The 21,548-nt window shown below is 63.3% G+C and carries 32 protein-coding genes; 1 reads left to right on the top strand and 31 read right to left on the bottom strand.

The window, feature by feature from the left end; genetic code table 11:
- Positions 1 to 113: 113 nt before the first annotated feature.
- From rpsK to BZF59_RS16275, 31 genes are all read right to left on the bottom strand, one after another.
- Entirely contained in the window at positions 114 to 503 is a 390-nt protein-coding gene (rpsK, locus tag BZF59_RS15520) for a 30S ribosomal protein S11 (protein ID WP_017666383.1), read from the bottom strand.
- A gap of 61 nt (positions 504 to 564) precedes the next feature.
- Positions 565 to 933: a 30S ribosomal protein S13 gene (rpsM, locus tag BZF59_RS15515; protein ID WP_086609115.1), complete on the bottom strand. Its 369-nt coding sequence runs from the start codon at positions 931 to 933 to the stop codon at positions 565 to 567.
- A 307-nt stretch (positions 934 to 1,240) separates the two neighbouring features.
- Positions 1,241 to 2,050: an SRPBCC family protein gene (locus tag BZF59_RS15510; protein ID WP_211277412.1), complete on the bottom strand. Its 810-nt coding sequence runs from the start codon at positions 2,048 to 2,050 to the stop codon at positions 1,241 to 1,243.
- Positions 2,051 to 2,136: 86 nt separating this feature from the next.
- The gene (locus BZF59_RS15505; protein WP_086609114.1) at positions 2,137 to 2,784 is read right to left on the bottom strand and encodes an adenylate kinase; all 648 of its coding nucleotides are present in this window, start codon (positions 2,782 to 2,784) and stop codon (positions 2,137 to 2,139) included.
- 103 nt (positions 2,785 to 2,887) lie between these two features.
- On the bottom strand, positions 2,888 to 4,255 hold the full coding sequence (secY, locus tag BZF59_RS15500) for a preprotein translocase subunit SecY (RefSeq protein WP_086609113.1): 1,368 nt from the start codon (positions 4,253 to 4,255) through the stop codon (positions 2,888 to 2,890).
- Positions 4,256 to 4,452: 197 nt separating this feature from the next.
- On the bottom strand, positions 4,453 to 4,977 hold the full coding sequence (gene rplO / locus BZF59_RS15495) for a 50S ribosomal protein L15 (RefSeq protein WP_086609112.1): 525 nt from the start codon (positions 4,975 to 4,977) through the stop codon (positions 4,453 to 4,455).
- Positions 4,978 to 5,052: 75 nt separating this feature from the next.
- Complete coding sequence (rpmD, locus tag BZF59_RS15490; RefSeq protein ID WP_086609111.1) at positions 5,053 to 5,229, bottom strand: 50S ribosomal protein L30; 177 nt, start codon at positions 5,227 to 5,229, stop codon at positions 5,053 to 5,055.
- Positions 5,230 to 5,235: 6 nt separating this feature from the next.
- Positions 5,236 to 5,967: a 30S ribosomal protein S5 gene (gene rpsE / locus BZF59_RS15485; protein ID WP_086609110.1), complete on the bottom strand. Its 732-nt coding sequence runs from the start codon at positions 5,965 to 5,967 to the stop codon at positions 5,236 to 5,238.
- Positions 5,968 to 5,969: 2 nt separating this feature from the next.
- The gene (rplR, locus tag BZF59_RS15480) at positions 5,970 to 6,314 is read right to left on the bottom strand and encodes a 50S ribosomal protein L18 (RefSeq protein ID WP_086609109.1); all 345 of its coding nucleotides are present in this window, start codon (positions 6,312 to 6,314) and stop codon (positions 5,970 to 5,972) included.
- Between the two features lies 1 nt (position 6,315).
- The gene (gene rplF, locus BZF59_RS15475; RefSeq protein WP_086609108.1) at positions 6,316 to 6,849 is read right to left on the bottom strand and encodes a 50S ribosomal protein L6; all 534 of its coding nucleotides are present in this window, start codon (positions 6,847 to 6,849) and stop codon (positions 6,316 to 6,318) included.
- Entirely contained in the window at positions 6,849 to 7,244 is a 396-nt protein-coding gene (gene rpsH, locus BZF59_RS15470; RefSeq protein ID WP_086609107.1) for a 30S ribosomal protein S8, read from the bottom strand. Before rpsH ends, rplF begins: the two co-directional genes overlap by 1 nt.
- Positions 7,245 to 7,254: 10 nt before the next feature.
- Complete coding sequence (rpsN, locus tag BZF59_RS15465) at positions 7,255 to 7,560, bottom strand: 30S ribosomal protein S14 (protein WP_086609106.1); 306 nt, start codon at positions 7,558 to 7,560, stop codon at positions 7,255 to 7,257.
- Between the two features lie 42 nt (positions 7,561 to 7,602).
- Positions 7,603 to 8,184 (bottom strand): 50S ribosomal protein L5, encoded by a 582-nt coding sequence (gene rplE, locus BZF59_RS15460; protein WP_086609105.1) that lies wholly within the window; start codon positions 8,182 to 8,184, stop codon positions 7,603 to 7,605.
- Positions 8,177 to 8,497: a 50S ribosomal protein L24 gene (rplX, locus tag BZF59_RS15455; RefSeq protein ID WP_086609104.1), complete on the bottom strand. Its 321-nt coding sequence runs from the start codon at positions 8,495 to 8,497 to the stop codon at positions 8,177 to 8,179. Before rplX ends, rplE begins: the two co-directional genes overlap by 8 nt.
- Positions 8,497 to 8,865, bottom strand: coding sequence for a 50S ribosomal protein L14 (rplN, locus tag BZF59_RS15450; protein ID WP_068352902.1), 369 nt, complete (start codon positions 8,863 to 8,865; stop codon positions 8,497 to 8,499). Before rplN ends, rplX begins: the two co-directional genes overlap by 1 nt.
- A 78-nt stretch (positions 8,866 to 8,943) precedes the next feature.
- Positions 8,944 to 9,234 (bottom strand): 30S ribosomal protein S17, encoded by a 291-nt coding sequence (gene rpsQ, locus BZF59_RS15445; protein WP_086609103.1) that lies wholly within the window; start codon positions 9,232 to 9,234, stop codon positions 8,944 to 8,946.
- An 11-nt stretch (positions 9,235 to 9,245) separates the two neighbouring features.
- The gene (rpmC, locus tag BZF59_RS15440; protein WP_086609102.1) at positions 9,246 to 9,458 is read right to left on the bottom strand and encodes a 50S ribosomal protein L29; all 213 of its coding nucleotides are present in this window, start codon (positions 9,456 to 9,458) and stop codon (positions 9,246 to 9,248) included.
- The gene (rplP, locus tag BZF59_RS15435; protein ID WP_086609101.1) at positions 9,458 to 9,892 is read right to left on the bottom strand and encodes a 50S ribosomal protein L16; all 435 of its coding nucleotides are present in this window, start codon (positions 9,890 to 9,892) and stop codon (positions 9,458 to 9,460) included. Before rplP ends, rpmC begins: the two co-directional genes overlap by 1 nt.
- A gap of 11 nt (positions 9,893 to 9,903) precedes the next feature.
- A complete protein-coding gene (gene rpsC, locus BZF59_RS15430; protein ID WP_086609100.1) occupies positions 9,904 to 10,599 on the bottom strand; it encodes a 30S ribosomal protein S3 in 696 nt (231 codons plus the stop codon).
- A 1-nt stretch (position 10,600) separates the two neighbouring features.
- Positions 10,601 to 10,978, bottom strand: coding sequence for a 50S ribosomal protein L22 (gene rplV, locus BZF59_RS15425; RefSeq protein ID WP_072675056.1), 378 nt, complete (start codon positions 10,976 to 10,978; stop codon positions 10,601 to 10,603).
- Positions 10,978 to 11,253, bottom strand: a complete 276-nt coding sequence (gene rpsS, locus BZF59_RS15420; protein ID WP_086609099.1) for a 30S ribosomal protein S19 — start codon at positions 11,251 to 11,253, stop codon at positions 10,978 to 10,980. Before rpsS ends, rplV begins: the two co-directional genes overlap by 1 nt.
- 6 nt (positions 11,254 to 11,259) lie before the next feature.
- Complete coding sequence (gene rplB / locus BZF59_RS15415) at positions 11,260 to 12,096, bottom strand: 50S ribosomal protein L2 (RefSeq protein WP_086609098.1); 837 nt, start codon at positions 12,094 to 12,096, stop codon at positions 11,260 to 11,262.
- Between the two features lie 23 nt (positions 12,097 to 12,119).
- On the bottom strand, positions 12,120 to 12,428 hold the full coding sequence (locus tag BZF59_RS15410) for a 50S ribosomal protein L23 (RefSeq protein WP_086609097.1): 309 nt from the start codon (positions 12,426 to 12,428) through the stop codon (positions 12,120 to 12,122).
- Positions 12,421 to 13,047, bottom strand: coding sequence for a 50S ribosomal protein L4 (gene rplD, locus BZF59_RS15405; RefSeq protein WP_086609096.1), 627 nt, complete (start codon positions 13,045 to 13,047; stop codon positions 12,421 to 12,423). Before rplD ends, BZF59_RS15410 begins: the two co-directional genes overlap by 8 nt.
- A 3-nt stretch (positions 13,048 to 13,050) precedes the next feature.
- Positions 13,051 to 13,845 carry a 50S ribosomal protein L3 gene (gene rplC / locus BZF59_RS15400; protein ID WP_086609095.1) on the bottom strand — a complete coding sequence of 265 codons (795 nt, stop codon included), beginning with the start codon at positions 13,843 to 13,845 and terminating at the stop codon, positions 13,051 to 13,053.
- Between the two features lie 273 nt (positions 13,846 to 14,118).
- Complete coding sequence (gene rpsJ, locus BZF59_RS15395; RefSeq protein ID WP_017665146.1) at positions 14,119 to 14,430, bottom strand: 30S ribosomal protein S10; 312 nt, start codon at positions 14,428 to 14,430, stop codon at positions 14,119 to 14,121.
- Between the two features lie 329 nt (positions 14,431 to 14,759).
- Positions 14,760 to 15,950: an elongation factor Tu gene (gene tuf / locus BZF59_RS15390; RefSeq protein ID WP_086609094.1), complete on the bottom strand. Its 1,191-nt coding sequence runs from the start codon at positions 15,948 to 15,950 to the stop codon at positions 14,760 to 14,762.
- Positions 15,951 to 16,044: 94 nt separating this feature from the next.
- On the bottom strand, positions 16,045 to 18,177 hold the full coding sequence (gene fusA / locus BZF59_RS15385) for an elongation factor G (RefSeq protein WP_086609093.1): 2,133 nt from the start codon (positions 18,175 to 18,177) through the stop codon (positions 16,045 to 16,047).
- A gap of 112 nt (positions 18,178 to 18,289) precedes the next feature.
- Positions 18,290 to 18,760, bottom strand: coding sequence for a 30S ribosomal protein S7 (rpsG, locus tag BZF59_RS15380; protein ID WP_086609092.1), 471 nt, complete (start codon positions 18,758 to 18,760; stop codon positions 18,290 to 18,292).
- Positions 18,761 to 18,871: 111 nt separating this feature from the next.
- Positions 18,872 to 19,243: a 30S ribosomal protein S12 gene (gene rpsL, locus BZF59_RS15375; RefSeq protein ID WP_006831873.1), complete on the bottom strand. Its 372-nt coding sequence runs from the start codon at positions 19,241 to 19,243 to the stop codon at positions 18,872 to 18,874.
- A gap of 402 nt (positions 19,244 to 19,645) precedes the next feature.
- Entirely contained in the window at positions 19,646 to 19,987 is a 342-nt protein-coding gene (locus BZF59_RS16275) for a helix-turn-helix domain-containing protein (RefSeq protein ID WP_158094340.1), read from the bottom strand.
- Positions 19,988 to 20,359: 372 nt separating this feature from the next.
- Here BZF59_RS16275 and BZF59_RS15365 point away from each other — a divergent pair, with 372 nt between their 5' ends.
- Complete coding sequence (locus tag BZF59_RS15365) at positions 20,360 to 21,091, top strand: helix-turn-helix transcriptional regulator (RefSeq protein ID WP_086609090.1); 732 nt, start codon at positions 20,360 to 20,362, stop codon at positions 21,089 to 21,091.
- Positions 21,092 to 21,548 lie beyond the last annotated feature (457 nt).

Raw genomic sequence — 21,548 nt, 5'->3', positions numbered from 1 at the left:
CTAATTCGCCTTGTGGGCGGTTCAAATTTGGGCGGGCCGGATGCGCATGAGCGACGCGGCATCAGACCCGATCGGGTGGCGGAGGCGACACGCACCTCCGCCTTCCCGGCGGATCAGACGCGGCGACGCTTGGAGGGACGGACGCCGTTGTGCGGGATCGGCGTAACGTCGCGGATCGAGGTAATGTTGAAACCGACAGCTGCAAGACCCCGCAGCGCGCTTTCACGGCCCGAACCCGGGCCCTTCACTTCGACTTCCAGCGTGCGCACGCCGTGTTCGGCAGCCTTCTTGCCGGCATCGTCGGCTGCGACCTGCGCGGCATACGGCGTCGACTTGCGGCTGCCCTTGAAGCCCATCATCCCCGCGGACGACCACGAAATGGCGTTGCCCTGCGCGTCGGTGATGGTGATCATGGTGTTGTTGAAGCTGGCGTTGATGTGCGCAACGCCGCTGGTGATGTTCTTCTTGTCACGGCGCCGAATACGGCCTGGTTCGCGTGCCATTGTGTGAATTCCTCTAGCTCGTCAGAAGGAAAAAGCGTGCAAAGGGGGTTGCCCCGCCCGCTTACTTCTTCTTGCCCGCGATGGGCTTGGCCTTGCCCTTGCGGGTGCGGGCGTTGGTGTGGGTACGCTGGCCGCGAACGGGCAGGCCGCTACGGTGACGCAGGCCGCGATAGGCGCGCAGGTCCATCAAACGCTTGATGTTCATCGCGGTCTGACGACGCAGGTCGCCTTCCACGGTGAATTCGGCGTCGATGGCTTCACGGACGCGCAGGATTTCCTCGTCGGAAAGATCCTGGACGCGGGCGCTGTGCGCAATGCCAAGCTTGTCAGCGATCTGGACGGCGGTGGTACGACCAATACCGTGAATATAGGTCAGCGCGATGATCACGCGCTTGTTGGTGGGGATATTGACCCCGGCAATACGAGCCACTTATTTCTCCATGCTCCACAGGGACTTGAGGCCTTGTGAGGGGCCGCCCCTATCTCAACGCTTCATTCCATCCCATGCCCGTTTGCCGCTGTTGCCCTGCCTTGGCAGGCGCATAAACGGCAAAAAGTCCGGTCGGCACGCGCTAGGCGATGCCTGCCGAACTCTGTTCGAACATGTCGAATGAGCCGCGCGCATAGGCTGATTCGGTCGGGCCGTCAACCGCCTGTGGCGCGGCCTTCCTGATCAGGCCCACCCTGACGTCGCACCCTCGTCCCGGCCTTCTGCCCACTTGGCGCTGGCCGCCGCATCAGCGCTTGGGCGGTTCAGCCACATCGCCGAAAGTTTCGGCGACCGAGGGGATGTTGCGTGCGGGCTTGGCGTCCGGCTTGATCTCGATCTTGGGCGCGGGTTTGGCGGCAGGTGTCGGCAGCGGTGCCCTACCCACTGCGGGAGCCGGAGCAGCAGGGGGCTTCGTCGCAGCCGCTCCCGGCGCGCTGGTTACAGGCGCAGGCGTCGCAGCGGCAGGCGCTGGCGCAGGAGCAGGCGCTGCGGGCGGCTTCGGCATCGGCACGACCTTGAGCGGCTTGGCCAGCGCCTCAAGCTGCGCCCCCATCACGCCGTCCACTGCCTTGGAGATCACAGGGATCTCATAGCGCATCGGCCCGCCGACATTGTACTCCCACACGATCTTTGTGCCCTTGGGCGTCTTGCTGATCGCGATGGTCAGCACCCCGGTCACCGGCTCACTTTGGAGCGGACCGAGCGCGCCGACCATCCGTAGCGCGCTTTCGGGATAGGCCTGCACCACCCGCATATGCTCGACGCTGCCTTCGAGCGTGAAGCGCCCCGGCTCATCGACCTCGGGGATGGTCTCGCAGAAACACCCGCCCGCTGAGGGCATCAGGCTGAGGTTCTTCGAATCCCCCGACCAGGTGTGCTCCGAACGCCACCACGCCGCCGGAGAGATCAGCGCCAGCCACACCTCCTTGGGGGTGGCCTCGACCACGACTTCATGGCGCGAGACGAAGCTGTCATCGGTGGTGCGGGTGATCTCGGCAGGCGCAGGCGCGGCAGCAAGCAGCGCGGCGAGCGCGGCGGCGGGGATGGCGGGCTTCATGACACGGTCTCTCCTGCGGGTCGGCACGCGCCACGCTGCGATAAAAGCACGACGCGCACAAGGCCGCGCCCTGCCCTCGTGCGCGATCAGCTGGCGAGAATGGCGTCGATCTGGCCCGCGACCGTATCGATCGGCGCCATGCCATCGACGCGGGTCACGATCCCGCGCGCTTCGTAGCCCGGCAGGATCGGAGCGGTCTTGGCGCGGTATTCCTGCATCCGCATCCGCACGGTTTCCTCGTTATCGTCCGGGCGGCGCTTGAATTCGGTGCTGCCGCACACGTCGCACACGCCGGGCGTGGCGGGCGGATTGGCGGTGTCGTGGTAGAGCGCGCCGCAATTGCCGCAGGAAAAGCGCCCGGTGATCCGCTCGACCAGCGCGTCCTCGTTGACTTCGAGCTCGATCACATGGTCGAGCACGCGGCCGTTCTTGGCGAGGATCGCGTCGAGCGATTCCGCCTGCGCTGCGGTGCGCGGATAGCCATCGAAGATCGCGCCGGTCTCGGGTCCCATCGCCGCGAGTTCGGCATCGATCAGGTCGGACACGATGTCATCCGAGACCAGCTCGCCGCGCTCCATCACCGCCTTGGCCTTGAGCCCCACCGGGGTCCCCGCCTTGACGGCGGCGCGCAGCATGTCGCCGGTGGAGAGCTGTCGCATCCCGTGCCGCTCCACCAGCCCCGCACTCTGCGTGCCTTTGCCGGCACCGGGAGGGCCAAGAAGAATGATGTTCACGAACCGTCCCCCAATATCGCCGCCGGTCAGCGCCGCGCGTGTTCTTACAGACTTACGGGTTCAACCAAGCGGGCTGACGCGTCAAGCCGACTATCGTCGAATATCAGCGCATCCGCCCCTTGAGCTTGGCCTTCTTGATGAGATCGCCATACTGCAGCGCCAGCAGGTGCGACTGGATCTGGCTGATCGTGTCGACCGTGACGTTCACCACGATCAGCAGGCTCGTGCCGCCGAGCACCAGCGGAAGCCCCGTCTGCGCGATCATGTATTCGGGCAGCACGCAGACCAGCGTAAGGTAAAGCGCGCCGACCACGGTGATGCGGGTGAGGACATATTCGAGATAATCCGCAGTGCGCTTGCCCGGACGGATGCCGGGGATCGATCCGCCGTTCTTCTTCAGATTGTCCGCCGTCTCTTCCGGGTTGAAGACAACCGCGGTGTAGAAGAAGCAGAAGAAGATGATCCCGATCGCATAGAGCGCCATGTAGATCGGCTGACCATGCGCAAGATACTGGTTGAGCGTCTGGAGCACGGTGAAGGCACTGCTATCCGTGTCGATCGAAGACCCGGCGAACTGGGTGATCGTTAGCGGCAGCAGCAGCAGCGAGCTGGCGAAGATCGGGGGGATAACGCCCGCGGTGTTGATCTTGAGCGGCAGGTAGGAACGTTCCGCCTGCATCATCCCGCGCTGCGTCGCGCGCTTGGGATACTGGATCGTCAGGCGGCGCTGGGCACGCTCCATGAAGGAGATCAGCAGGATCAGCGCGACCATCATCACCAGGAAGCCGATGATGATGAAGCTGGAGATGTCGCCCGTGCGGCCACCCTCGAACAGGTTGGTGAAGAAGCCGGGGAAGGCCGCAACGATGCCCGCCATGATGATCAGCGACACGCCGTTGCCGATCCCGCGACTGGTGATCTGTTCGCCCAGCCACAGCAGGAACATGGTGCCGCCGACAAGGTTGATGACCGCGACGACCCGGAACATGTAGCCCGGATTGACCACGGCCTGCAGACCGCTCTGGCCCGATAGCGCCTCAAGGCCGACCGCAATCGCGTAGCCCTGAATGATGCACAGCAGTACCGTGCCGTAGCGGGTGTACTGGTTGAGCTTCTGGCGCCCGCTGGCGCCTTCCTTCTTCAGTGCGGCCAGCGCGGGGTGCAGCGCCGAGGCCATCTGCACCACGATCGAAGCGGTGATATAGGGCATCACGCCGAGCGCGATCAGGCTCATGCGCTCAAGACTGCCGCCCGAGAAGGCGTTGAACATGTCGAGCACGCCGCCGCTTGCGGTGCGATCATACAGCTCGGCCAGCACCTGCGGGTTGACCCCGGGCAGCGGCACGAAGCTGAGGAAGCGGAACACGATCAGCGCACCGATGGTGAACCAGATACGCTGCTTGAGCTCGGTCGCCTTGGCAAAATTGCCAAAGCTGAGGTTGCTCGCGATATTGTCGGCGCGTGATGCCATGTCGTTCTGTCGATCCTAGCTCCTGGCCTGCCCATAATGGCTGCCTATCGGCTGCCCGGCAAACCAACCTTTGCGCGCTTGTCCCTCGGAGGGACCGCCCTGCCCCGGCCTGACGCCAAAGGGCCATGCGGCGCGCGAGAGCGTAAATAGGGAGCGCGGGGGCTCTTGTCGAACCCCCGCGCATCACCTTTTGTCGATTACTTCGCCTTTGCGGCCTTGTTGGCGTCGCGGCGGGCGAGCTTCTTTTCATGTTCGGGGGTCGGAGCCGGGGCCACGTCCACCTTGCCGCCGGCCTTTTCGACCGCGGCGATCGCACCCTTGGTGGCGCCGGTTACGGCGAAGGTCGCCTTGGCGGTGATCTCACCCTTGCCGAGCAGACGCACGCCGTCCTTGCCGCCGCGCACCAGACCCGCTTCACGCAGGGCTTCCTCGGTGATGGTGGCCTTGGCGTCGAGCTTGCCCGCGTCGATGAACTTCTGGATCATGCCCACGTTCACCTCGGCATAGTCCTTGCCGAACGGGTTGTTGAAGCCGCGCTTCGGGAGACGCATGTGCAGCGGCATCTGGCCGCCTTCGAAGCCCTTGATGGCCACACCCGAACGGGCCTTCTGGCCCTTCTGGCCGCGTGCCGAGGTCTTGCCCTTGCCCGAGCCGATACCACGGCCCACGCGGACGCGGCCCTTGCGGGCACCGGCATTGTCGCGGATGTCATTCAGTTTCATAGTCGTGCACTCGCTTTCGCTTTTGTCGCGCTGATAGAAAGGAAGGCCCCGACTTAGCGGGGCCTCACCTGATGTTTAGTCGATCACCTGCACCAGATGCGGGACCTTGGCGATCGCGCCGCGCACCTCAGGGGTGTCCTGACGCTCGACGATCTTGTGCATCTTGTTCAGCCCCAGACCGATGAGGATCTGGCGCTGGCTGGCGGGGCGACGGATCGGCGAGCCGATCTGCTTGATCTTGATGGTAGCCATTATCGGTTACTCCGCGATCGCGGCAGCATCGGCTTCCGCCTCGGCTGCACTGGCTCCGCCCCGACCGAGCAGGTCGGCAACCTTCTTGCCGCGACGCTGAGCCACCGACTTCGGCGAAGTCTGCTCAGTCAGCGCGTCGAAGGTGGCGCGGATCATGTTGTAGGGGTTCGAGGTGCCGACCGACTTGGTCACCACGTCGGCAACGCCGAGGCTCTCGAACACGGCGCGCATCGGACCACCGGCGATGATGCCGGTCCCCGGAGGCGCGGTGCGCAGGGTCACCTTGCCCGCGCCGAAACGGCCGTTGCCGTCGTGGTGCAGGGTGCGGCCTTCCTTGAGCGGAACGCGGATCATCTTCTTGCGCGCCGCAGCGGTCGCCTTGGTGATCGCTTCGGGCACTTCGCGAGCCTTGCCGTGGCCAAAGCCAACGCGGCCCTGGCCGTCACCGACAACCACGAGCGCGGCAAAGCCGAAGCGCTTGCCGCCCTTCACGGTCTTGGAGACGCGGTTGATGTGCACCAGCTTTTCGATGATGCCGTCATCTTCTTCCTGCTTGCCGCCGCGACGATCGTCACGACCGCCGCGACCACGACCGCGATCGCCGCCTTCGCGGTTGCCGCCACGGCCACGGCCACGACGGGCATTGCCGTCATCGGCCTGCGCCGGCGACTGGTTTTCTGCCGCTTCCGACGGGGTCTGTGCCACTGCCGGCACTTCGTTGGTGTTCTCGTCAGCCATAATCAGAACTCCAGCCCGCCTTCGCGGGCGGCATCGGCCAGCGCCTTGACGCGGCCATGGAACAGGAACCCGCCGCGGTCGAACACGACAGTCGTCACGCCCGCCTTCTTCGCGGCTTCGGCGATCTGCTTGCCGACCTCGGCAGCGGCATCGACATTCGCGCCGCTCGCCTTGGCACCCAGGGTCGAGGCCGCTGCGACGGTCTTGCCGGCGGTGTCATCAATGATCTGGGCGTAGATGTGGCGACCGGTGCGGTGCACCGACAGACGGGGCTTGCCACCGGCACGCGCGCGCAGCGCGGTGCGAACGCGGCGACGGCGCCGTTCGAACAGGGATAGCTTTGCCATGTTACCTCTTCTTCCCTTCCTTGCGGAAGATATACTCGCCGCGATAGGCAATGCCCTTGCCCTTGTAGGGCTCGGGCTTGCGCCAGCGGCGGATTTCGGCGGCAAACTGGCCCACGGCCTGCTTGTCGGAGCCCGAGATCTCGATCGTGGTCTGGTCCGGGGTCTTGACTTCAAGCCCTTCGGGAACCGGCAGGTCGACATCGTGGCTGTAGCCCAGCTGCAGCTTCAGATTGCGGCCCTGCGCGTTGGCACGGTAGCCGACGCCCTTGATGTCGAGGATCTTGGTGAAGCCGGCGCTGACGCCTTCCACCAGGTTCGACACGAGGGTGCGCTGCATGCCCCAGAAGGCACGCGCCTGCTTGCTGTCATTGGCCGGCTTGACCACGATCTCGCCCTCTTCGACCTTGTAGTCGATGAGGTCGGACAGGCCGAGGGTCAGGGTGCCCTTGGGGCCCTTCACCGTGAGGGTGCCGTTGTCGATCGAGGCGGTCACACCGCCCGGGATCGCAACCGGCTTTTTACCGATGCGGCTCATCAGAACACCTCCGCCAGCACTTCGCCACCGACGTTATGCGTGCGTGCTTCGGCATCCGAGAGCACGCCACGCGGCGTCGAGACGATGGTGATGCCGAGACCATTGCGGACCGTCGGAAGTTCCTTGGAACCCGAGTAGATCCGGCGACCCGGCTTGGAGACGCGAGCCACGTGCTTGATCGCGGGCTCGCCTTCGAAATACTTCAATTCGATCCGCAGCGCCTTGTGCTTGCCCGAATTGTCTTCGCTGAAGCCACGGATGTAGCCTTCACGCTGAAGCACTTCGAGCACGCTTGCACGCAGGTTGCTCGCCGGGGTCAGGACGGAGTCCTTCTTGGCGCGCTGGCCGTTGCGGATGCGGGTGAGCATGTCACCCAGAGGATCGGTCATAGCCATCTGTCAGTCCTCACCAGCTCGACTTGGTCAGACCGGGAATCATCCCGCTGTTGCCGAGTTGACGCAGTTCGATACGGTTGATGCCGAACTTGCGGTAATAGCCGCGCGGGCGGCCGGTGGTGGCGCAACGGTTGCGCACCCGGGTCGGGTTCGCGTTGCGCGGAAGCTCCGCCATCTTGAGACGGGCGACCAGGCGCTCCGTTTCGTCGAGGGATTCGTCGTTAGCGATCGCCTTCAGCTTCTCGTACTTCGCAGCGTACTGCTTGACGAGCTTCTTGCGACGCTCATTCTTGTTGATGGAACTCAGTTTCGCCATGGACTTAAGCTCTCTTGCCTAGTGTCTTTTGGGGGAAGCGGCTCACGCCGCCTCCTTCTGTTCGGTCTTGGCTTCGCCCGCGAAGGGGAAGCCGAACAGGCGCAGCAGCTCGCGCGCCTCTTCGTCGGTCTTGGCGGTGGTGGTGACGATGATGTCCATCCCACGCACCTTCTCGATCCGGTCGTAGCTGATTTCGGGGAACACGATCTGTTCCTTCAGCCCCATCGCGTAGTTGCCGCGGCCGTCGAACGACTTGGGGTTCAGCCCGCGAAAGTCACGGATGCGCGGCATGGCCACGGTCACGAGACGGTCGAGAAATTCGTACATGCGCTCGCGGCGCAGGGTCACCTTGCAACCGATCGGCATGCCTTCACGCAGCTTGAACTGCGCGATCGACTTCTTGGCGATGGTGATGACCGGCTTCTGGCCAGCGATCAGCGCCATTTCCTCGGCGGCGGTCTGGACCTTCTTCTTGTCCTGGCTCGCCTCGCCCACGCCCATGTTGAGCGTGATCTTTTCGAGCTTGGGGACTTCCATCCGGTTCTTGTAACCGAACTTTTCGGTCATGGCCTTGACGATTTCTGCATCGTACTTGGCCTTCATACGGGCGGTATAATCAGCCATCGATGGTCTCCCCACTCTTGACAGCGACGCGCACCTTCTTGCCGTCCTTCACTTCGAAGCGGACGCGGGTGGCCTTGCCGGTCTTGGGATCAGCGAGCGCAACCTTGGAGATGTGCATCGGCGCGGCGACGCGATCGATGCCACCCTGGGGGTTGGTCTGGCTGGGCTTGCGGTGACGGGCGACGACATTGACGCCCTCGACGACGACTTTGCCGTCCTTGGGCATGACCTGAGCGACCGTACCGGTGCGGCCCTTGTCCTTGCCCGACAGCACGACGACGCTGTCACCCTTCTTGATCTTGGCGGCAGCCATCACAGTACCTCCGGCGCGAGCGAGATGATCTTCATGAAGCCCTTGCCGCGCAGTTCGCGCACCACGGGGCCAAAGATACGGGTGCCGATCGGCTCCTCGTTCTTGTTCACGAGCACCGCTGCATTGCTGTCGAAGCGGATGACAGTGCCATCCGGACGACGCACGTCCTTGCGGGTGCGCACGATCACCGCGCGGTGAACGTCGCCCTTTTTGACCTTGGTGCGCGGCTGCGCCTCCTTGATGGAGACGACGATCACGTCACCGACGCCCGCGGTACGACGCTTCGACCCGCCCAGCACCTTGATGCACTGGACGCGCTTAGCGCCGCTGTTGTCCGCGACGTCGAGATTGGATTGCATCTGGATCATTGATCCGTCTTCCTTCTCACTGGCTTACCGGGACGCCCAATCCGACTGGGGCCCGGCAGTTCCGTTTACGTCTGTTGCTCAGTTACCCGCTTCGGCCACGTCGAGGTCGGCTTCCACCGCCTGCACGCCGCCTGCCACGACCCGGTCCTTGACGATCCAGGTCTTGGTCTTGGACATCGGGCGGGTCTCTTCGATCCGCACCACGTCACCCACGGTGTATTCGTTCGTCTCGTCGTGCGCGTGATACTTCTTCGAACGACGGATGATCTTCCCGTAAAGCGGGTGCTTCACCTTGCGTTCGACCAGCACGGTCACGGTCTTGTCGGTCTTGTCGGAGGTCACAGTCCCGACGAGGATACGCTTGGGCATTGTGTTACTCCTTACGCCTTGGCGGCGGCGGCTTTCGCCGCGCGCTCGGTTTGCAGCGTCTTGATCTGCGCGATGGCCCGGCGCACCTGACGGATGCGCGAAGGGGCTTCGAGCTGGTTGGTCGCAGCCTGGAACCGCAGATTGTACTGCTCGCGCTTGAGCTCGGTAAGCTCGGCGGTCAGCTGATCATCGGTCTTGGTGCGAAGGTCCGCGATATCGGCCATTATTCGCCTCCCAGGTGGCTGGTGTCACCCAGGCGGGCGACAACCTTGGTCTTGATCGGCAGCTTCATCGCTGCACGCTCGAACGCTTCGGCAGCCAGCGGGCCGGCCACGCCGTCGAGCTCGAACAGGATGCGGCCCGGCTTCACCTTGGCTGCCCAGTATTCGACCGAACCCTTGCCCTTACCCTGACGGACTTCGGCAGGCTTCTTCGACACGGGCACATCGGGGAACACGCGGATCCAGAGACGACCCTGACGCTTGATGTGACGGGTGATCGCACGACGCGCCGCTTCGATCTGGCGGGCGGTAACGCGCTCGGGTTCCAGAGCCTTCAGGCCGTAGGAGCCGAAGTTGAGGGTGGTGCCACCCTTGGCTTCGCCCTTGATCCGGCCCTTGAACTGCTTGCGGAACTTGGTTTTTTTCGGTTGCAACATGGTCTGTTACCTCAACGAGCCGGACGGACGCCGGAAGTCTGGGCTTCCATCATCAGGCGGTCCTGCGCGGTCGGATCGTGAGCGAGGATCTCGCCCTTGAATATCCACACCTTGATCCCGATGATCCCGTAGGCGGTGAGCGCCTCGGTCTCGGCGTAATCGATGTTCGCACGCAGGGTGTGAAGCGGCACGCGGCCTTCGCGGTACCATTCGACGCGGGCGATTTCAGCCCCGCCGAGACGGCCACCGCACACGATCTTGATGCCTTCGGCACCCAGACGCAGCGCCGACTGCACCGCACGCTTCATCGCCCGGCGGAACGCCACGCGGCGCACCAGCTGATCGGCAATGCCCTGCGCGACGAGCTTGGCGTCGATTTCCGGCTTGCGGATCTCGACGATGTTCAGCTTCACGTCGCTCGCGGTCATGGTCGCCAGCTTCGAGCGCAGCTTTTCGATGTCCGCGCCCTTCTTGCCGATGATGACACCGGGACGCGCCGCATAGATCGACACGCGGCACAGCTTGGCCGGACGCTCGATCACCACCTTCGAAACCGCCGCCTGGGGCAGGTTCTTCATGATGTACTTGCGGATCATCACGTCTTCTTTGAGAAGCTGCGCATAGTCACGCCCTTCGGCGTACCAGCGGCTGTCCCAGGTACGGTTGATCTGCAGGCGCAGACCGATCGGATTGCTCTTCTGGCCCATCTTACGCCTCCTCTGCTTCGCGAACGACGATCCGCAGACGCGAGAACGGCTTCAGGATCCGGGTCGACTTGCCGCGACCGCGAGTGTGGAACCGCTTCATCGTCACCGACTTGCCGACCGAGGCTTCCGCCACGACGAGCGCATCGACGTCGAGATTGTGGTTGTTCTCAGCGTTGGCGATCGCCGAGGCGAGCACCTTGCTCGCATCGCGCGCCATCGCCCGCTTCGAGAAGGCGAGGATGTTCAGAGCTTCCTCGGCCTTCTTGCCGCGGATCAGGGCGGCAACGAGGTTCAGCTTCTGCGCCGAACCACGGATCGTGGTGCCGACGGCCAGCGCCTCGTTGTCGCCCACGCGGCGGGGTGCTTTTGCCTTGCCCATTAGCGCTTGCCCTTCTTGTCGGCAGCGTGACCGGGGAAGGTGCGCGTGGGCGCAAATTCACCGAGCTTGTGGCCGACCATTTCTTCCGAAACCGAAACGGGAATGAACTTGTGCCCGTTATAGACATTGAAGGTGAGCCCGACGAACTGCGGCAGAATCGTCGAACGCCGCGACCAGGTCTTGATCGGCTTGGTGTTGCTCGCTTCCTGCGCGCTTTCAGCCTTCTTCAGAAGGCTCAGCTCGACAAACGGACCTTTCCAGACGGAACGTGCCATCGTCTCTTACCTCTTCTTCTTCGCGTGACGCGAACGGATGATCATCTTGTCCGTCTGCTTGTTGTGGCGCGTACGGGCACCCTTGGTCGGCTTGCCCCACGGGGTCACCGGATGGCGACCACCGGAGGTCCGGCCTTCACCACCACCGTGCGGGTGGTCGACCGGGTTCTTCGCAACGCCGCGGGTCAGCGGGCGGACACCCATCCAACGCTTGCGGCCAGCCTTGGCGAAATTCTGGTTGGCGTTGTCGGGGTTCGACACCGCACCCACCGTGCCCATGCAATCGCCGCGCAGGTAACGCTGCTCGCCCGAATTGAGGCGAACGATGACCATCGCGCGGTCACGACCGACGACCTGCACATAGGTGCCGGCCGAACGGGCGATCTGGCCGCCCTTGCCCGGCTTCATCTCGACATTGTGGCAGATCGTGCCGACCGGCATCTGACCGAGCAGCATCGCGTTGCCCGGCTTGGTGTCGGTCTTCTCACCCGCCACCACCGTGTCGCCGACAGCGAGACGCTGCGGAGCAATGATGTAGGCCTGCTCACCGTCCTCGTACTTGACGAGAGCGATGAAGGCGGTGCGGTTGGGGTCATATTCCAGACGCTCGACGGTAGCCGGCATGTCCCACTTGCGACGCTTAAAGTCGATGTAGCGGTACTTCTGCTTGTGACCACCGGCGATGCCACGCGAGGTGACATGGCCCTTGTTGTTACGGCCACCGGTCTTACGCTTGCCTTCGGTCAGCGCCTTCACCGGCTTGCCCTTGTAGAGCGCCGACTTGTCGACCAGGATCAGACCGCGGCGTGCGGGACTGGTCGGCTTATAGTTCTTGAGTGCCATTGTTCGTTTCCTGTCCCTTGGCCTCAGATACCGCTGGTGATATCGATCATCTCACCCTCAGCGAGGGTGACGATGGCCTTCTTCACGTCGGAGCGCTGATAGGCCTTGCCCTTCCAGCGCTTGGTCTTGCCCTTCTGGACCAAGGTGTTCACGGCGACGACCTTCTTGTCGTAGATCGCCTCGATCGCTTCCTTGATCTGCGGCTTGGTCGCGGAACCCGCAACCTTGAAGACCACGGCGTTGTGTTCCGACGCGAGGGTCGACTTTTCCGTGATGTGCGGCGCGATGATCACGTCGTAGTGACGCGCATCGACAGTCTGCTTCTTAGCCATTGAAGCGCGCCTCCAGCTTTTCGACAGCGGCCTTGGTCAGCACCAGCGTGTCGTGGTTGAGGATGTCGTAGACATTGGCACCGATTGCGGGGAGCACGTTGATGCCCGGCAGGTTGCCGGCGGCCTTCTTGAAGCCCGCATCGACCTGCTCGCCGTCGATCACCAGGATCTTGCCGGCAAAACCAGCCTTGGCGAGGTGGCCCTTCAGAGCCTTGGTCTTGGCTTCGGCGAGTTCGAGGCTGTCGACCACGACCAGACCGTCCTTGGCCTTGCTCGAAAGCGCCATCTTGAGGCCCAGCGCACGGATCTTCTTGTTGAGCGACTGCTCGAAGTCACGCTTGCGCGCGCCGTGGGCCTTGCCGCCGCCAATGAAGATCGGAGCCGCACGGTCGCCGTGACGGGCGGTACCGCCGCCCTTCTGCTTGCCGAACTTCTTGCCGGTGCGGGCCACGTCCGAACGCTCACGCGTCGGGCGGGCGGTGCCGCGGCGGTTTTCAAGCTGCCAGGTCACCACGCGGTGGAGGATGTCGGCGCGCGGCTCGATGCCGAACACGTCGTCCGACAGCTCGATATCGCCCGAGGCCTTGCCGCCGTCGATTTTCTGAACCTTGATCTTCATGGCTCAGCCTTCCTTGTTTTCTTCGGTGGCCGCAGCGTCGATTTCGACAGCTTCGGTCACAGTAGCTTCTTCGGCCGCGGCGTCGACCACCGAGGGGGTCTCGTCAGCCTGCGGGGCCTTCTTCTCGAGCACCGCGCCGGGGAACGGCACGCCTTCGGGAAGCGGCAGCTTCACCGCGTCGCGCACAAGCAGCCAGCCATTCTTCGCGCCCGGGACCGAGCCCTTGACGAAGAGAAGACCGCGCTCGGCGTCGGTGCGGACGATTTCGAGGTTCTGCTGGGTGCGCTGACGGTCGCCCATGTGGCCGGCCATCTTCTTGCCCTTGAACACGCGGCCCGGATCCTGACGGTTACCCGTCGAACCGTGGGCACGGTGCGAGATCGAAACACCGTGGGTGGCGCGCATGCCGCCGAAGCCCCAGCGCTTCATGGCGCCGGCAAAGCCCTTGCCCTGCGTGTGGCCGGTGATGTCGACCATCTGACCGGCGATAAAATGTTCTGCGCTGATCGTGGCGCCGACCGGCACGAGGCCGTCTTCGCTCTCAACGCGGAATTCTGCGACGCGCTTCTTCAGGCCGACATCGGCCTTGGCGAAATGTTCACGCTGCGGCTTGGCAACGTTCTTCTGCTTGGCTTCGCCCGCGCCGAGCTGGACGGCGAAGTAGCCATCACGGTCAGCAGTGCGGTGCGAAACCACCTGGCAATCTTCCAGCGCGAGAACGGTCACAGGCACGTGCCGTCCGTCCTCCTGGAAGAGGCGGGTCATCCCGACTTTCTTTGCGATAACGCCGGTGCGCATCGTCAGTTACTCCTCAACAGAGGCACCCTGCAGACCATCCGCAAGGTGCATGGCGAGGCCGCGTTGCAAGCAACACAGCCCCAGTTCAGCCCGAATTTTCATGCATCGCCCCGTCCGGGCTGAGTGCCTCCGCTGGCCGGTTGGCCGCTGGAGGCGAGACGGGGGACGCAGCCCGGAATGGTTCCGGCGGTATCCACCCTATCGTCAGGCGGGGCGTATCAGCCCCTACGATAGAGGCCCCTTGCCGAAGCGAGGGGCATTTCGGCTAGCCTTTTAGGCCAGCTTGATTTCGACGTTCACGCCGGCAGCCAGATCGAGCTTCATCAGCGCGTCCACGGTCTGGGCGTTGGGCTGCACGATATCGAGCAGCCGCTTGTAGGTACGGACCTCGAACTGCTCGCGCGACTTCTTGTCGACGTGCGGACCGCGGTTCACGGTGAACTTCTCGATACGCGTCGGCAGGGGAATGGGGCCGCGAATAAGCGCGCCGGTGCGGCGGGCCGTATCAGCGATCTCACCAGTGGCCTGGTCGAGAACGCGGTGGTCAAACGCCTTGAGGCGAATACGGATATTCTGAGCTTCCATGTCCTACTACCGATGCGAAAGAGCCAAGGAGCAGCCGGTTGCCCGGCATTTCCCAAAAACAAAGACCGCCCCGCGTCCTTCCGGTTTCCCGAGAGCGGGCGGCCTTCCTCAAAACTCGTGCCCTTGGAGACGAATCTCGTCCGGGGATGCGCGCCTATACGGGGCGTGTTGGATTCTGGCAAGGGGCAAGCTTAAGGAAATTGCGTGACCGTGAAACGACCGCGCCGATCCCGGGCCGGAGCCCCCTACCCTAACGCAAAAAGGCCCGGCGGCTCGTAGGAGCGCCGGGCCTCAAAGCGTTCAGTTACGCTCCGAAAGGGAGCAGAACCTTACTTGGTGATCTTGGCAACGACGCCCGAACCCACGGTGCGTCCGCCTTCGCGGATCGCGAAGCGCAGACCTTCGTCCATGGCGATCGGTGCGATCAGCTTGACGCCGATGGTCACGTTGTCGCCCGGCATCACCATTTCGGTGCCTTCGGGAAGGATCACTTCGCCGGTCACGTCGGTGGTGCGGAAGTAGAACTGCGGGCGGTAGTTGGCGAAGAACGGCGTGTGACGGCCACCTTCGTCCTTCGACAGCACGTAGACTTCGGCGCTGAACTCGGTGTGCGGGCTGACCGAACCGGGCTTGCAGAGAACCTGGCCACGCTCGACCTCTTCACGGGCGACGCCGCGGATCAGGGCGCCGACGTTGTCGCCAGCTTCACCGCGATCGAGCAGCTTGCGGAACATTTCCACGCCGGTGACGGTGGTCTTGCGGGTGTCCTTGATGCCGACGATTTCGACTTCGTCACCAACGTTGACGATGCCGGTTTCGATACGGCCGGTCACCACGGTGCCGCGACCCGAGATCGAGAACACGTCTTCGATCGGCATCAGGAACGGCTTGTCGACCGGACGGTCGGGCTGCGGGATGAAGCTGTCGACGGCTTCGATCAGGGCAATCACCGATTCCTTGCCGATGGCGTCATCGCGGCCTTCGAGAGCGGCCAGAGCCGAACCCTTGATGATCGGAATGTTGTCACCGTCGAAGTCGTACGAGCTGAGCAGCTCGCGCACTTCCAGTTCGACGAGCTCGAGGATTTCCTCGTCGTCAACCTGGTCGACCTTGTTCATGTACACGACCAGAGCCGGCACGCCGACCTGACGGGCGAGCAGGATGTGCTCACGGGTCTGGGGCATCGGGCCGTCAGCAGCGTTCACGACCAGGATCGCGCCGTCCATCTGGGCGGCACCGGTGATCATGTTCTTCACGTAGTCGGCGTGACCCGGGCAATCGACGTGCGCGTAGTGACGGGCAGCCGATTCGTACTCGACGTGCGCGGTCGAGATGGTGATGCCGCGCTCACGCTCTTCCGGAGCCTTGTCGATGTTGGCGAAGTCCACGGCGGCGCCGCCGTAGGTTTCAGCCATCACCTTGGTGATCGCCGCGGTCAGCGTGGTCTTGCCATGGTCAACGTGACCGATGGTGCCGATGTTGCAGTGCGGCTTATTCCGCTGGAACTTTTCCTTAGCCATTTCTCTGGTGTACCTTCTTGGATGAATTGATGTGTTCGCGGGAGAACGGCAGCGCCCGCTGAATCAGGCGCCGCCCCTAGACCGATCAATCGGCTTAGGCAAGTTTCTCCTTGACCTCGGCTGCGACGTTGGCCGGAACCTCGTCATAGTGCGAGAACTGCATGGAGTAGTTCGCGCGCCCTTGCGTGAACGAGCGCAGTTCATTGACGTAGCCGAACATGTTGGCGAGCGGCACGAAGGCCTCGACCGCCTGGGCATTGCCGCGCGTGTCGGTGCCCTGGATCTGACCGCGCCGCGAGTTGAGGTCGCCAATGACGTCGCCGAGGTAATCATCGGGAGTCACGACTTCAACCTTCATGATCGGCTCGAGCAGCTTGATACCGGCCTTCTGCGCCACTTCGCGCATGGCACCGCGGGCGGCGATTTCGAACGCGATCGCGCTCGAGTCGACGTCGTGGTAGGCACCATCGGTCAGCTTGATCGAGAAGTCGATGATCGGGAAGCCCACGAGATGGCCGCTTTCGGCCTGCTCGCGGAAGCCCTTTTCGATCGCCGGGATGTATTCGCGCGGAATGTTCCCGCCCTTGATCGCGTCCTCGAAGGTCACGCCCTGGCCGCGCTCACCCGGGGTGACCGTAACCTTCACGCGGCCGAACTGGCCCGAGCCACCCGACTGCTTCTTGTGGGTGTAATCGACTTCGACTTCGCGGCCGAGATATTCGCGGTAAGCCACCTGCGGCGCGCCGACATTGGCCTCGACCTTGAACTCGCGACGCATGCGATCGACGATGATGTCGAGGTGCAGTTCGCCCATGCCCTTGATGATCGTCTGACCGCTTTCGTGGTCGGTCGACACGCGGAACGAGGGGTCTTCCTGCGCCAGGCGATTGAGCGCAATGCCCATCTTTTCCTGGTCGGCCTTGGTCTTGGGTTCCACCGAAAGCTCGATCACGGGCTCGGGGAATTCCATGCGCTCGAGAATGATCGGCTTGGCGGCATCACACAGGGTATCCCCGGTGGTGGTGTCCTTCATGCCGGCCAGCGCGACGATGTCGCCCGCAAATGCCTCATCGATGTCCTCGCGGTTGTTCGAGTGCATCAGCAGCATGCGGCCGATCTTTTCCTTCTTGTCCTTCACCGAGTTCAGGACCTGGCCCTTGGTGAGCTTGCCCGAATAGATGCGGGTGAAGGTCAGCGAGCCGACGAAGGGGTCGTTCATGATCTTGAACGCCAGCGCCGAGAACGGGGCATCGTCGCTCGAGGGGCGCTCGGCCTCCTCCTCGCTGTCGGGCAGCACGCCCTTGATCGCCGGAACGTCGAGCGGCGAAGGCATGTAATCCACCACCGCATCGAGCAGGGGCTGGACGCCCTTGTTCTTGAACGCGGAGCCACAGGTCACCGGCACGAAGGCGCGCGCCATGGTGCCCTGACGGATCAACTTCTTGATCGTCGGGACGTCAGGCTCGTTGCCTTCGAGATAGGCTTCCATGATCTCGTCGTCCTGTTCGACGACGAGCTCGATCAGGCGCTCGCGATATTCGGCAGCCTTGTCGGCGAGATCTTCCGGAACGGGGATGAACTCGTACTTCGCGCCGAGGCTGTCGTCCCGCCACACGATGCCGCGGTTGTTGACGAGGTCGACCACGCCCTCAAGCTGGCTCTCGGCCCCGATCGGGAGATAGAGGACAAGTGGCTTGGCGCCGAGGCGGTCGATGATCGACTGCACGCAGTAATAGAAGTCAGCGCCGGTGCGGTCGAGCTTGTTGATGAAGCACATCCGGGGGACGCCGTATTTGTCAGCCTGGCGCCACACAGTTTCCGACTGCGGCTCCACGCCGGCCACGCCGTCGAACACCGCCACGGCGCCATCCAACACGCGCAAGCTGCGTTCGACTTCGATGGTGAAGTCGACGTGGCCGGGGGTGTCGATGATGTTGATGCGGTGCTTCGGCATGTTTTCGCGCAGCGCGTCGGGGTCGCTCATCGGATCCATGGTCGGATCTTCGGCGGTCCAGAAGGTCGTGGTCGCGGCCGAGGTGATCGTGATCCCGCGCTCCTGCTCCTGCTCCATCCAGTCCATCGTCGCGGCACCATCGTGCACTTCGCCGATCTTGTAGGACTTGCCGGTGTAGTAGAGGATACGCTCGGTCGTGGTGGTCTTGCCGGCATCGATGTGCGCCATGATGCCGATATTGCGATAGCGCTCCAGCGGATACTCGCGGGCCATATCAGGTTCCTTGATCGTGAGGGGGGCCGCCGGGTCGCGGACTAGGCCCCATATAGGGAAGATTGTGACAGCCGGAAGACCCTGCCCCCCGGCTGCCCACAATCCGAGCGTTTTACCAGCGGTAGTGCGAGAAGGCGCGGTTCGCATCCGCCATGCGGTGCGTGTCTTCGCGCTTCTTCACCGCATTGCCGCGGTTGTTGGCCGCATCGAGCAGCTCACCCGACAGCCGCGCGGCCATCGTGGTTTCGGGACGACCGCGCGCGGCGGTGATCAGCCAGCGGATCGCGAGCGCCTGGGCACGCTCGGGGCGAACCTCGACCGGCACCTGATAGGTCGCACCACCGACACGGCGGCTGCGCACTTCGACCTGCGGCTTCACATTGTTGAGCGCATCATGGAACAGCTGGATCGGATCGGCCTTGGCCTTCGCTTCCACCGTTTCGAGCGCGCCATAGACGATCTTCTCGGCAACAGCCTTCTTACCGTCGAGCATGAGGTTGTTCATGAACTTCGACAGGATCTGATCCCCGTACTGGGGATCGGGCAGGATGACCCGCTTTTCGGGACGACGACGACGTGACATTGCACTTCTTCCTTCTCTGAAGCGCGTCCCCGCGAAGGCGGGGACCTCGGGCCGCTGGCGTGTCGCCTGCGGCGGGAGGCTCCCGCCTTCGCGGGAGCGCACAAAAACCGATTATTTGGGCCGCTTGGCGCCGTACTTCGAGCGCGACTGCTTGCGATCCTTCACGCCCTGCGTGTCGAGCACGCCGCGAAGGACGTGGTAGCGCACGCCGGGAAGGTCGCGCACACGCCCGCCGCGGATCAGGACAACCGAGTGCTCCTGCAGGTTGTGGCCTTCGCCGGGGATGTAGGAGATGACCTCGCGCTGGTTGGTCAGGCGAACCTTGGCCACCTTGCGCAGCGCCGAGTTCGGCTTCTTCGGGGTCGTCGTGTAAACGCGGGTGCAGACACCGCGCTTCTGCGGGTTCTGTTCCATCGCAGGGACCTTAGACTTGGCCTTCTGCGGAACGCGGCCCTTGCGGACCAGCTGGTTGATCGTCGGCATGTAAGACTTTCTCTCTTCACCGTATGAGGGGTGACACGGGTGCCGGACGATGGGGGGAGAGAGAGTTGCCTCGCCGAAACCTTTGTGATCCCCCGCGCAGGCGGGGGCCTCAAGCCTCAGGCGATACCGCTTTCGGCACGAGATCCCCGCCTGCGCGGGGATTCGCAAAGTCGACAAGCCGAAACGCTCCACCCACATGGTCAGGCCCTTCGGCCACCGGGTTACTTTGACGGCTGCCCCTCTGCTGGAGAGAGACGGGGCCGCCAATGTTCAGCTCGCTTTCGCAGGGGTTGCCTACGAAGGATGCGCGCCCTTAGGCGGGTTTGGGTTGGGGGTCAAGGGTGACACGTCAGGGGCAGCAAGATCTCGAGCGGGCACAAGGCACCGCAATCCGATCCGGGGTCAGAATGTTTGAGCCGACAGCGCAGCATGAGTCGATCTGAAATAGTCCGCCATCTCCATAAACTTTTGCGGGCTGAGCCTCACATGAATGCGACGCCGGTCGTTCTTGTCGGGGAAACGCTCGACATAACCACGCTCCTCGAGGATACGCAGATACCGCAGAGCTGTGGTGTCAGGCACTCCGCTGCCAATCATGACTGCCGTCACCGATAGCGATTTACCAAGCAATGCTGCGCGGTAGAGATCAATCAGCATCGACCAAGCCGGATCGAACAGAAGATCTTGGTCAAGCAGCGTGCGGCGGCGCGCCCTCGCCACCAAAATCGCCTCGACGAACGCCACGCCAGATGACCCGGCTGTGCGATCCGCAGGCTCGTGCACCGCGGCGACACATGAGATTCGCTGCGGTGTCTCATCGATGGTCCGACTTTCATCATTCGCCGGCGGCAAAGTGAACGCAGGCGTGCACCCGCATAACCGGGCTGTCCCAGCGGACTGGAGCGAGGTTGCGATCATTTGAAGTCGGTCGCAAAGAGATGTGATGTCGGTTGCCATGATCACGGCGCTACCGCGTTAACCGAAATTTAGCCTGTCCCCTAGATGAATGACAAACTTCTGTTAAGGTATTTCCAACGGCTTGTTCGTCCGAGAGTTTGAGCAGCGGAGGAAACTGAAGAGCTCTCATAAGCCCCCGATCGCAGCGGGAGACTGAGAATGAATAGCGGTGCCAGCTTTGATGTCGACACTCTCAACCGGTTGTTCGACGCCGAAAGCGTCGCGAGCGTGCTTGATGCCATGTGCCACTGCTGCTTCGCAAAGGGCGGCGACAAGTTCAGCTATCATCCCGAAATCATGTTTCGCGGAGTCTCGACCGCCGGAGCCGATGTCTATTCCGTCGGCTATCCGGAGGAATGGGTAAAGCTGTATCTGAAGAACGGCCGTATGCAGGTCGACCCCGGCCCCGACATCATCATGCGCACAGGCAAGCCGATGACATGGCACGACGCGCTCAGCAGCCGCAAACTGACCAAAGCCGAAATCGAATATGTTAAAGAAACGCGAGATTTCGGTCTGACTTCAGGATATGGCTTTCCGCTATGGGGACCGAACGGCAACAATGCCTTCGTCGCAGTCGGCTTTCCGTTAAATCAGCCGCTGCCCGATTCCGCGACCGTTCTTGCGCTACACATCATGTTGATGACAGGCCATCAGCGAATATGTGAACTGACCAAAGCCCCTGCCGAAATCCTCACGCTGTCTGATCGAGAACGCGAAGTGTTGACGTGGGTTGGACGCGGCAAGAGCAACACCGATGTCGCCACGATCCTTGCCATATCCACCGACACCGTCGCCACCTATATGCGCCGCATCTATACAAAGCTGAGCTGCCACGACCGGATTGGCGCCGTGATAAAGGCCCTGCGACTGGGCTTGATCAGAATTTGAGAGCCTGCCGAGGACTAACCCGACCTGCTCGGCACTCTCTTCCACGCGATCAAGGTCGCTCTGCGGGGCGGCGGGGGTGCCACCGGCAGGGCGGGGTTGGACGCGGGGGTTGAGGCCCCTCACCATGACGCGGTGGAGGTGGCGGCGGGCACCGCGCCCTCTGCGCCTCTCCTTTCCTCTGCGGTCTCTGCGTGAACCCCCTTCTTGTGCCGCGCGCCGCCCTCTTCGTGTCTTCGTGTGAACCTGAAGACAGTGGGGGCCCGGGACTAGCCCGGGGAGGCGGACAGGGGGATGGACGCAGGGGTTGTGGCTCCGGGAGTTTTTTGTTGGCGCGCTGACGCTTCGCGCCTTCTCCGCCTTCGGCTACGAATCCAGGCGCCGGGCGCAGCGCATCCGCGCTGGTTGTCCTCGCTTCGCTCGTTCAGCTTCGCTTCGGCTTTCGCGCCATAAGGCGCGG

The organism is Erythrobacter donghaensis, assembly GCF_002155425.1.
Classification (GTDB): Bacteria; Pseudomonadota; Alphaproteobacteria; order Sphingomonadales; family Sphingomonadaceae; genus Erythrobacter; species Erythrobacter donghaensis.
The sequence above is the reverse complement of the archived record's forward strand: the minus strand, read 5'-3'. Positions and strand labels throughout refer to the sequence as shown.

Bases quoted from the DNA above. Each gene is read 5' to 3' on its own strand.
- rplE (WP_086609105.1), bottom strand. From the start codon at position 8,184: ATGGCTGATTATACCGCCCGTATGAAGGCCAAGTACGATGCAGAAATC.
- rpsN (WP_086609106.1), bottom strand. From the start codon at position 7,560: ATGGCGAAACTGAGTTCCATCAACAAGAATGAGCGTCGCAAGAAGCTC.
- rpsL (WP_006831873.1), bottom strand. From the start codon at position 19,243: ATGCCGACGATCAACCAGCTGGTCCGCAAGGGCCGCGTTCCGCAGAAG.
- rplO (WP_086609112.1), bottom strand. From the start codon at position 4,977: ATGAAACTGAATGACATCCGCGACAATGCCGGTGCCCGCAAGGGCCGC.
- rplD (WP_086609096.1), bottom strand. From the start codon at position 13,047: ATGAAGATCAAGGTTCAGAAAATCGACGGCGGCAAGGCCTCGGGCGAT.
- rplF (WP_086609108.1), bottom strand. From the start codon at position 6,849: ATGAGCCGCATCGGTAAAAAGCCGGTTGCGATCCCGGGCGGTGTGACC.
- rpmD (WP_086609111.1), bottom strand. From the start codon at position 5,229: ATGGCTACCATCAAGATCAAGCAGATCGGCTCGCCGATCCGTCGCCCC.
- rplX (WP_086609104.1), bottom strand. From the start codon at position 8,497: ATGGCTGCCGCCAAGATCAAGAAGGGTGACAGCGTCGTCGTGCTGTCG.
- BZF59_RS15365 (WP_086609090.1), top strand. From the start codon at position 20,360: ATGAATAGCGGTGCCAGCTTTGATGTCGACACTCTCAACCGGTTGTTC.
- BZF59_RS15410 (WP_086609097.1), bottom strand. From the start codon at position 12,428: ATGGCTAAGAAGCAGACTGTCGATGCGCGTCACTACGACGTGATCATC.
- rplR (WP_086609109.1), bottom strand. From the start codon at position 6,314: ATGGCAAAGCTATCCCTGTTCGAACGGCGCCGTCGCCGCGTTCGCACC.
- rpsJ (WP_017665146.1), bottom strand. From the start codon at position 14,430: ATGGAAGCTCAGAATATCCGTATTCGCCTCAAGGCGTTTGACCACCGC.
- rpmC (WP_086609102.1), bottom strand. From the start codon at position 9,458: ATGGCCGATATCGCGGACCTTCGCACCAAGACCGATGATCAGCTGACC.
- rpsK (WP_017666383.1), bottom strand. From the start codon at position 503: ATGGCACGCGAACCAGGCCGTATTCGGCGCCGTGACAAGAAGAACATC.
- tuf (WP_086609094.1), bottom strand. From the start codon at position 15,950: ATGGCTAAGGAAAAGTTCCAGCGGAATAAGCCGCACTGCAACATCGGC.
- rplP (WP_086609101.1), bottom strand. From the start codon at position 9,892: ATGTTGCAACCGAAAAAAACCAAGTTCCGCAAGCAGTTCAAGGGCCGG.
- rpsC (WP_086609100.1), bottom strand. From the start codon at position 10,599: ATGGGCCAGAAGAGCAATCCGATCGGTCTGCGCCTGCAGATCAACCGT.
- rpsG (WP_086609092.1), bottom strand. From the start codon at position 18,760: ATGTCACGTCGTCGTCGTCCCGAAAAGCGGGTCATCCTGCCCGATCCC.
- rpsE (WP_086609110.1), bottom strand. From the start codon at position 5,967: ATGGCTGACGAGAACACCAACGAAGTGCCGGCAGTGGCACAGACCCCG.
- BZF59_RS15510 (WP_211277412.1), bottom strand. From the start codon at position 2,050: ATGAAGCCCGCCATCCCCGCCGCCGCGCTCGCCGCGCTGCTTGCTGCC.
- fusA (WP_086609093.1), bottom strand. From the start codon at position 18,177: ATGGCCCGCGAGTATCCGCTGGAGCGCTATCGCAATATCGGCATCATG.
- rplC (WP_086609095.1), bottom strand. From the start codon at position 13,845: ATGCGCACCGGCGTTATCGCAAAGAAAGTCGGGATGACCCGCCTCTTC.
- rplB (WP_086609098.1), bottom strand. From the start codon at position 12,096: ATGGCACTCAAGAACTATAAGCCGACCAGTCCCGCACGCCGCGGTCTG.
- rpsQ (WP_086609103.1), bottom strand. From the start codon at position 9,234: ATGCCCAAGCGTATCCTCGTCGGGACTGTGACCTCCGACAAGACCGAC.
- secY (WP_086609113.1), bottom strand. From the start codon at position 4,255: ATGGCATCACGCGCCGACAATATCGCGAGCAACCTCAGCTTTGGCAAT.
- rpsH (WP_086609107.1), bottom strand. From the start codon at position 7,244: ATGGCTATGACCGATCCTCTGGGTGACATGCTCACCCGCATCCGCAAC.
- rpsS (WP_086609099.1), bottom strand. From the start codon at position 11,253: ATGGCACGTTCCGTCTGGAAAGGTCCGTTTGTCGAGCTGAGCCTTCTG.
- rplV (WP_072675056.1), bottom strand. From the start codon at position 10,978: ATGGGCAAGGCAAAAGCACCCCGCCGCGTGGGCGACAACGAGGCGCTG.
- rplN (WP_068352902.1), bottom strand. From the start codon at position 8,865: ATGATCCAGATGCAATCCAATCTCGACGTCGCGGACAACAGCGGCGCT.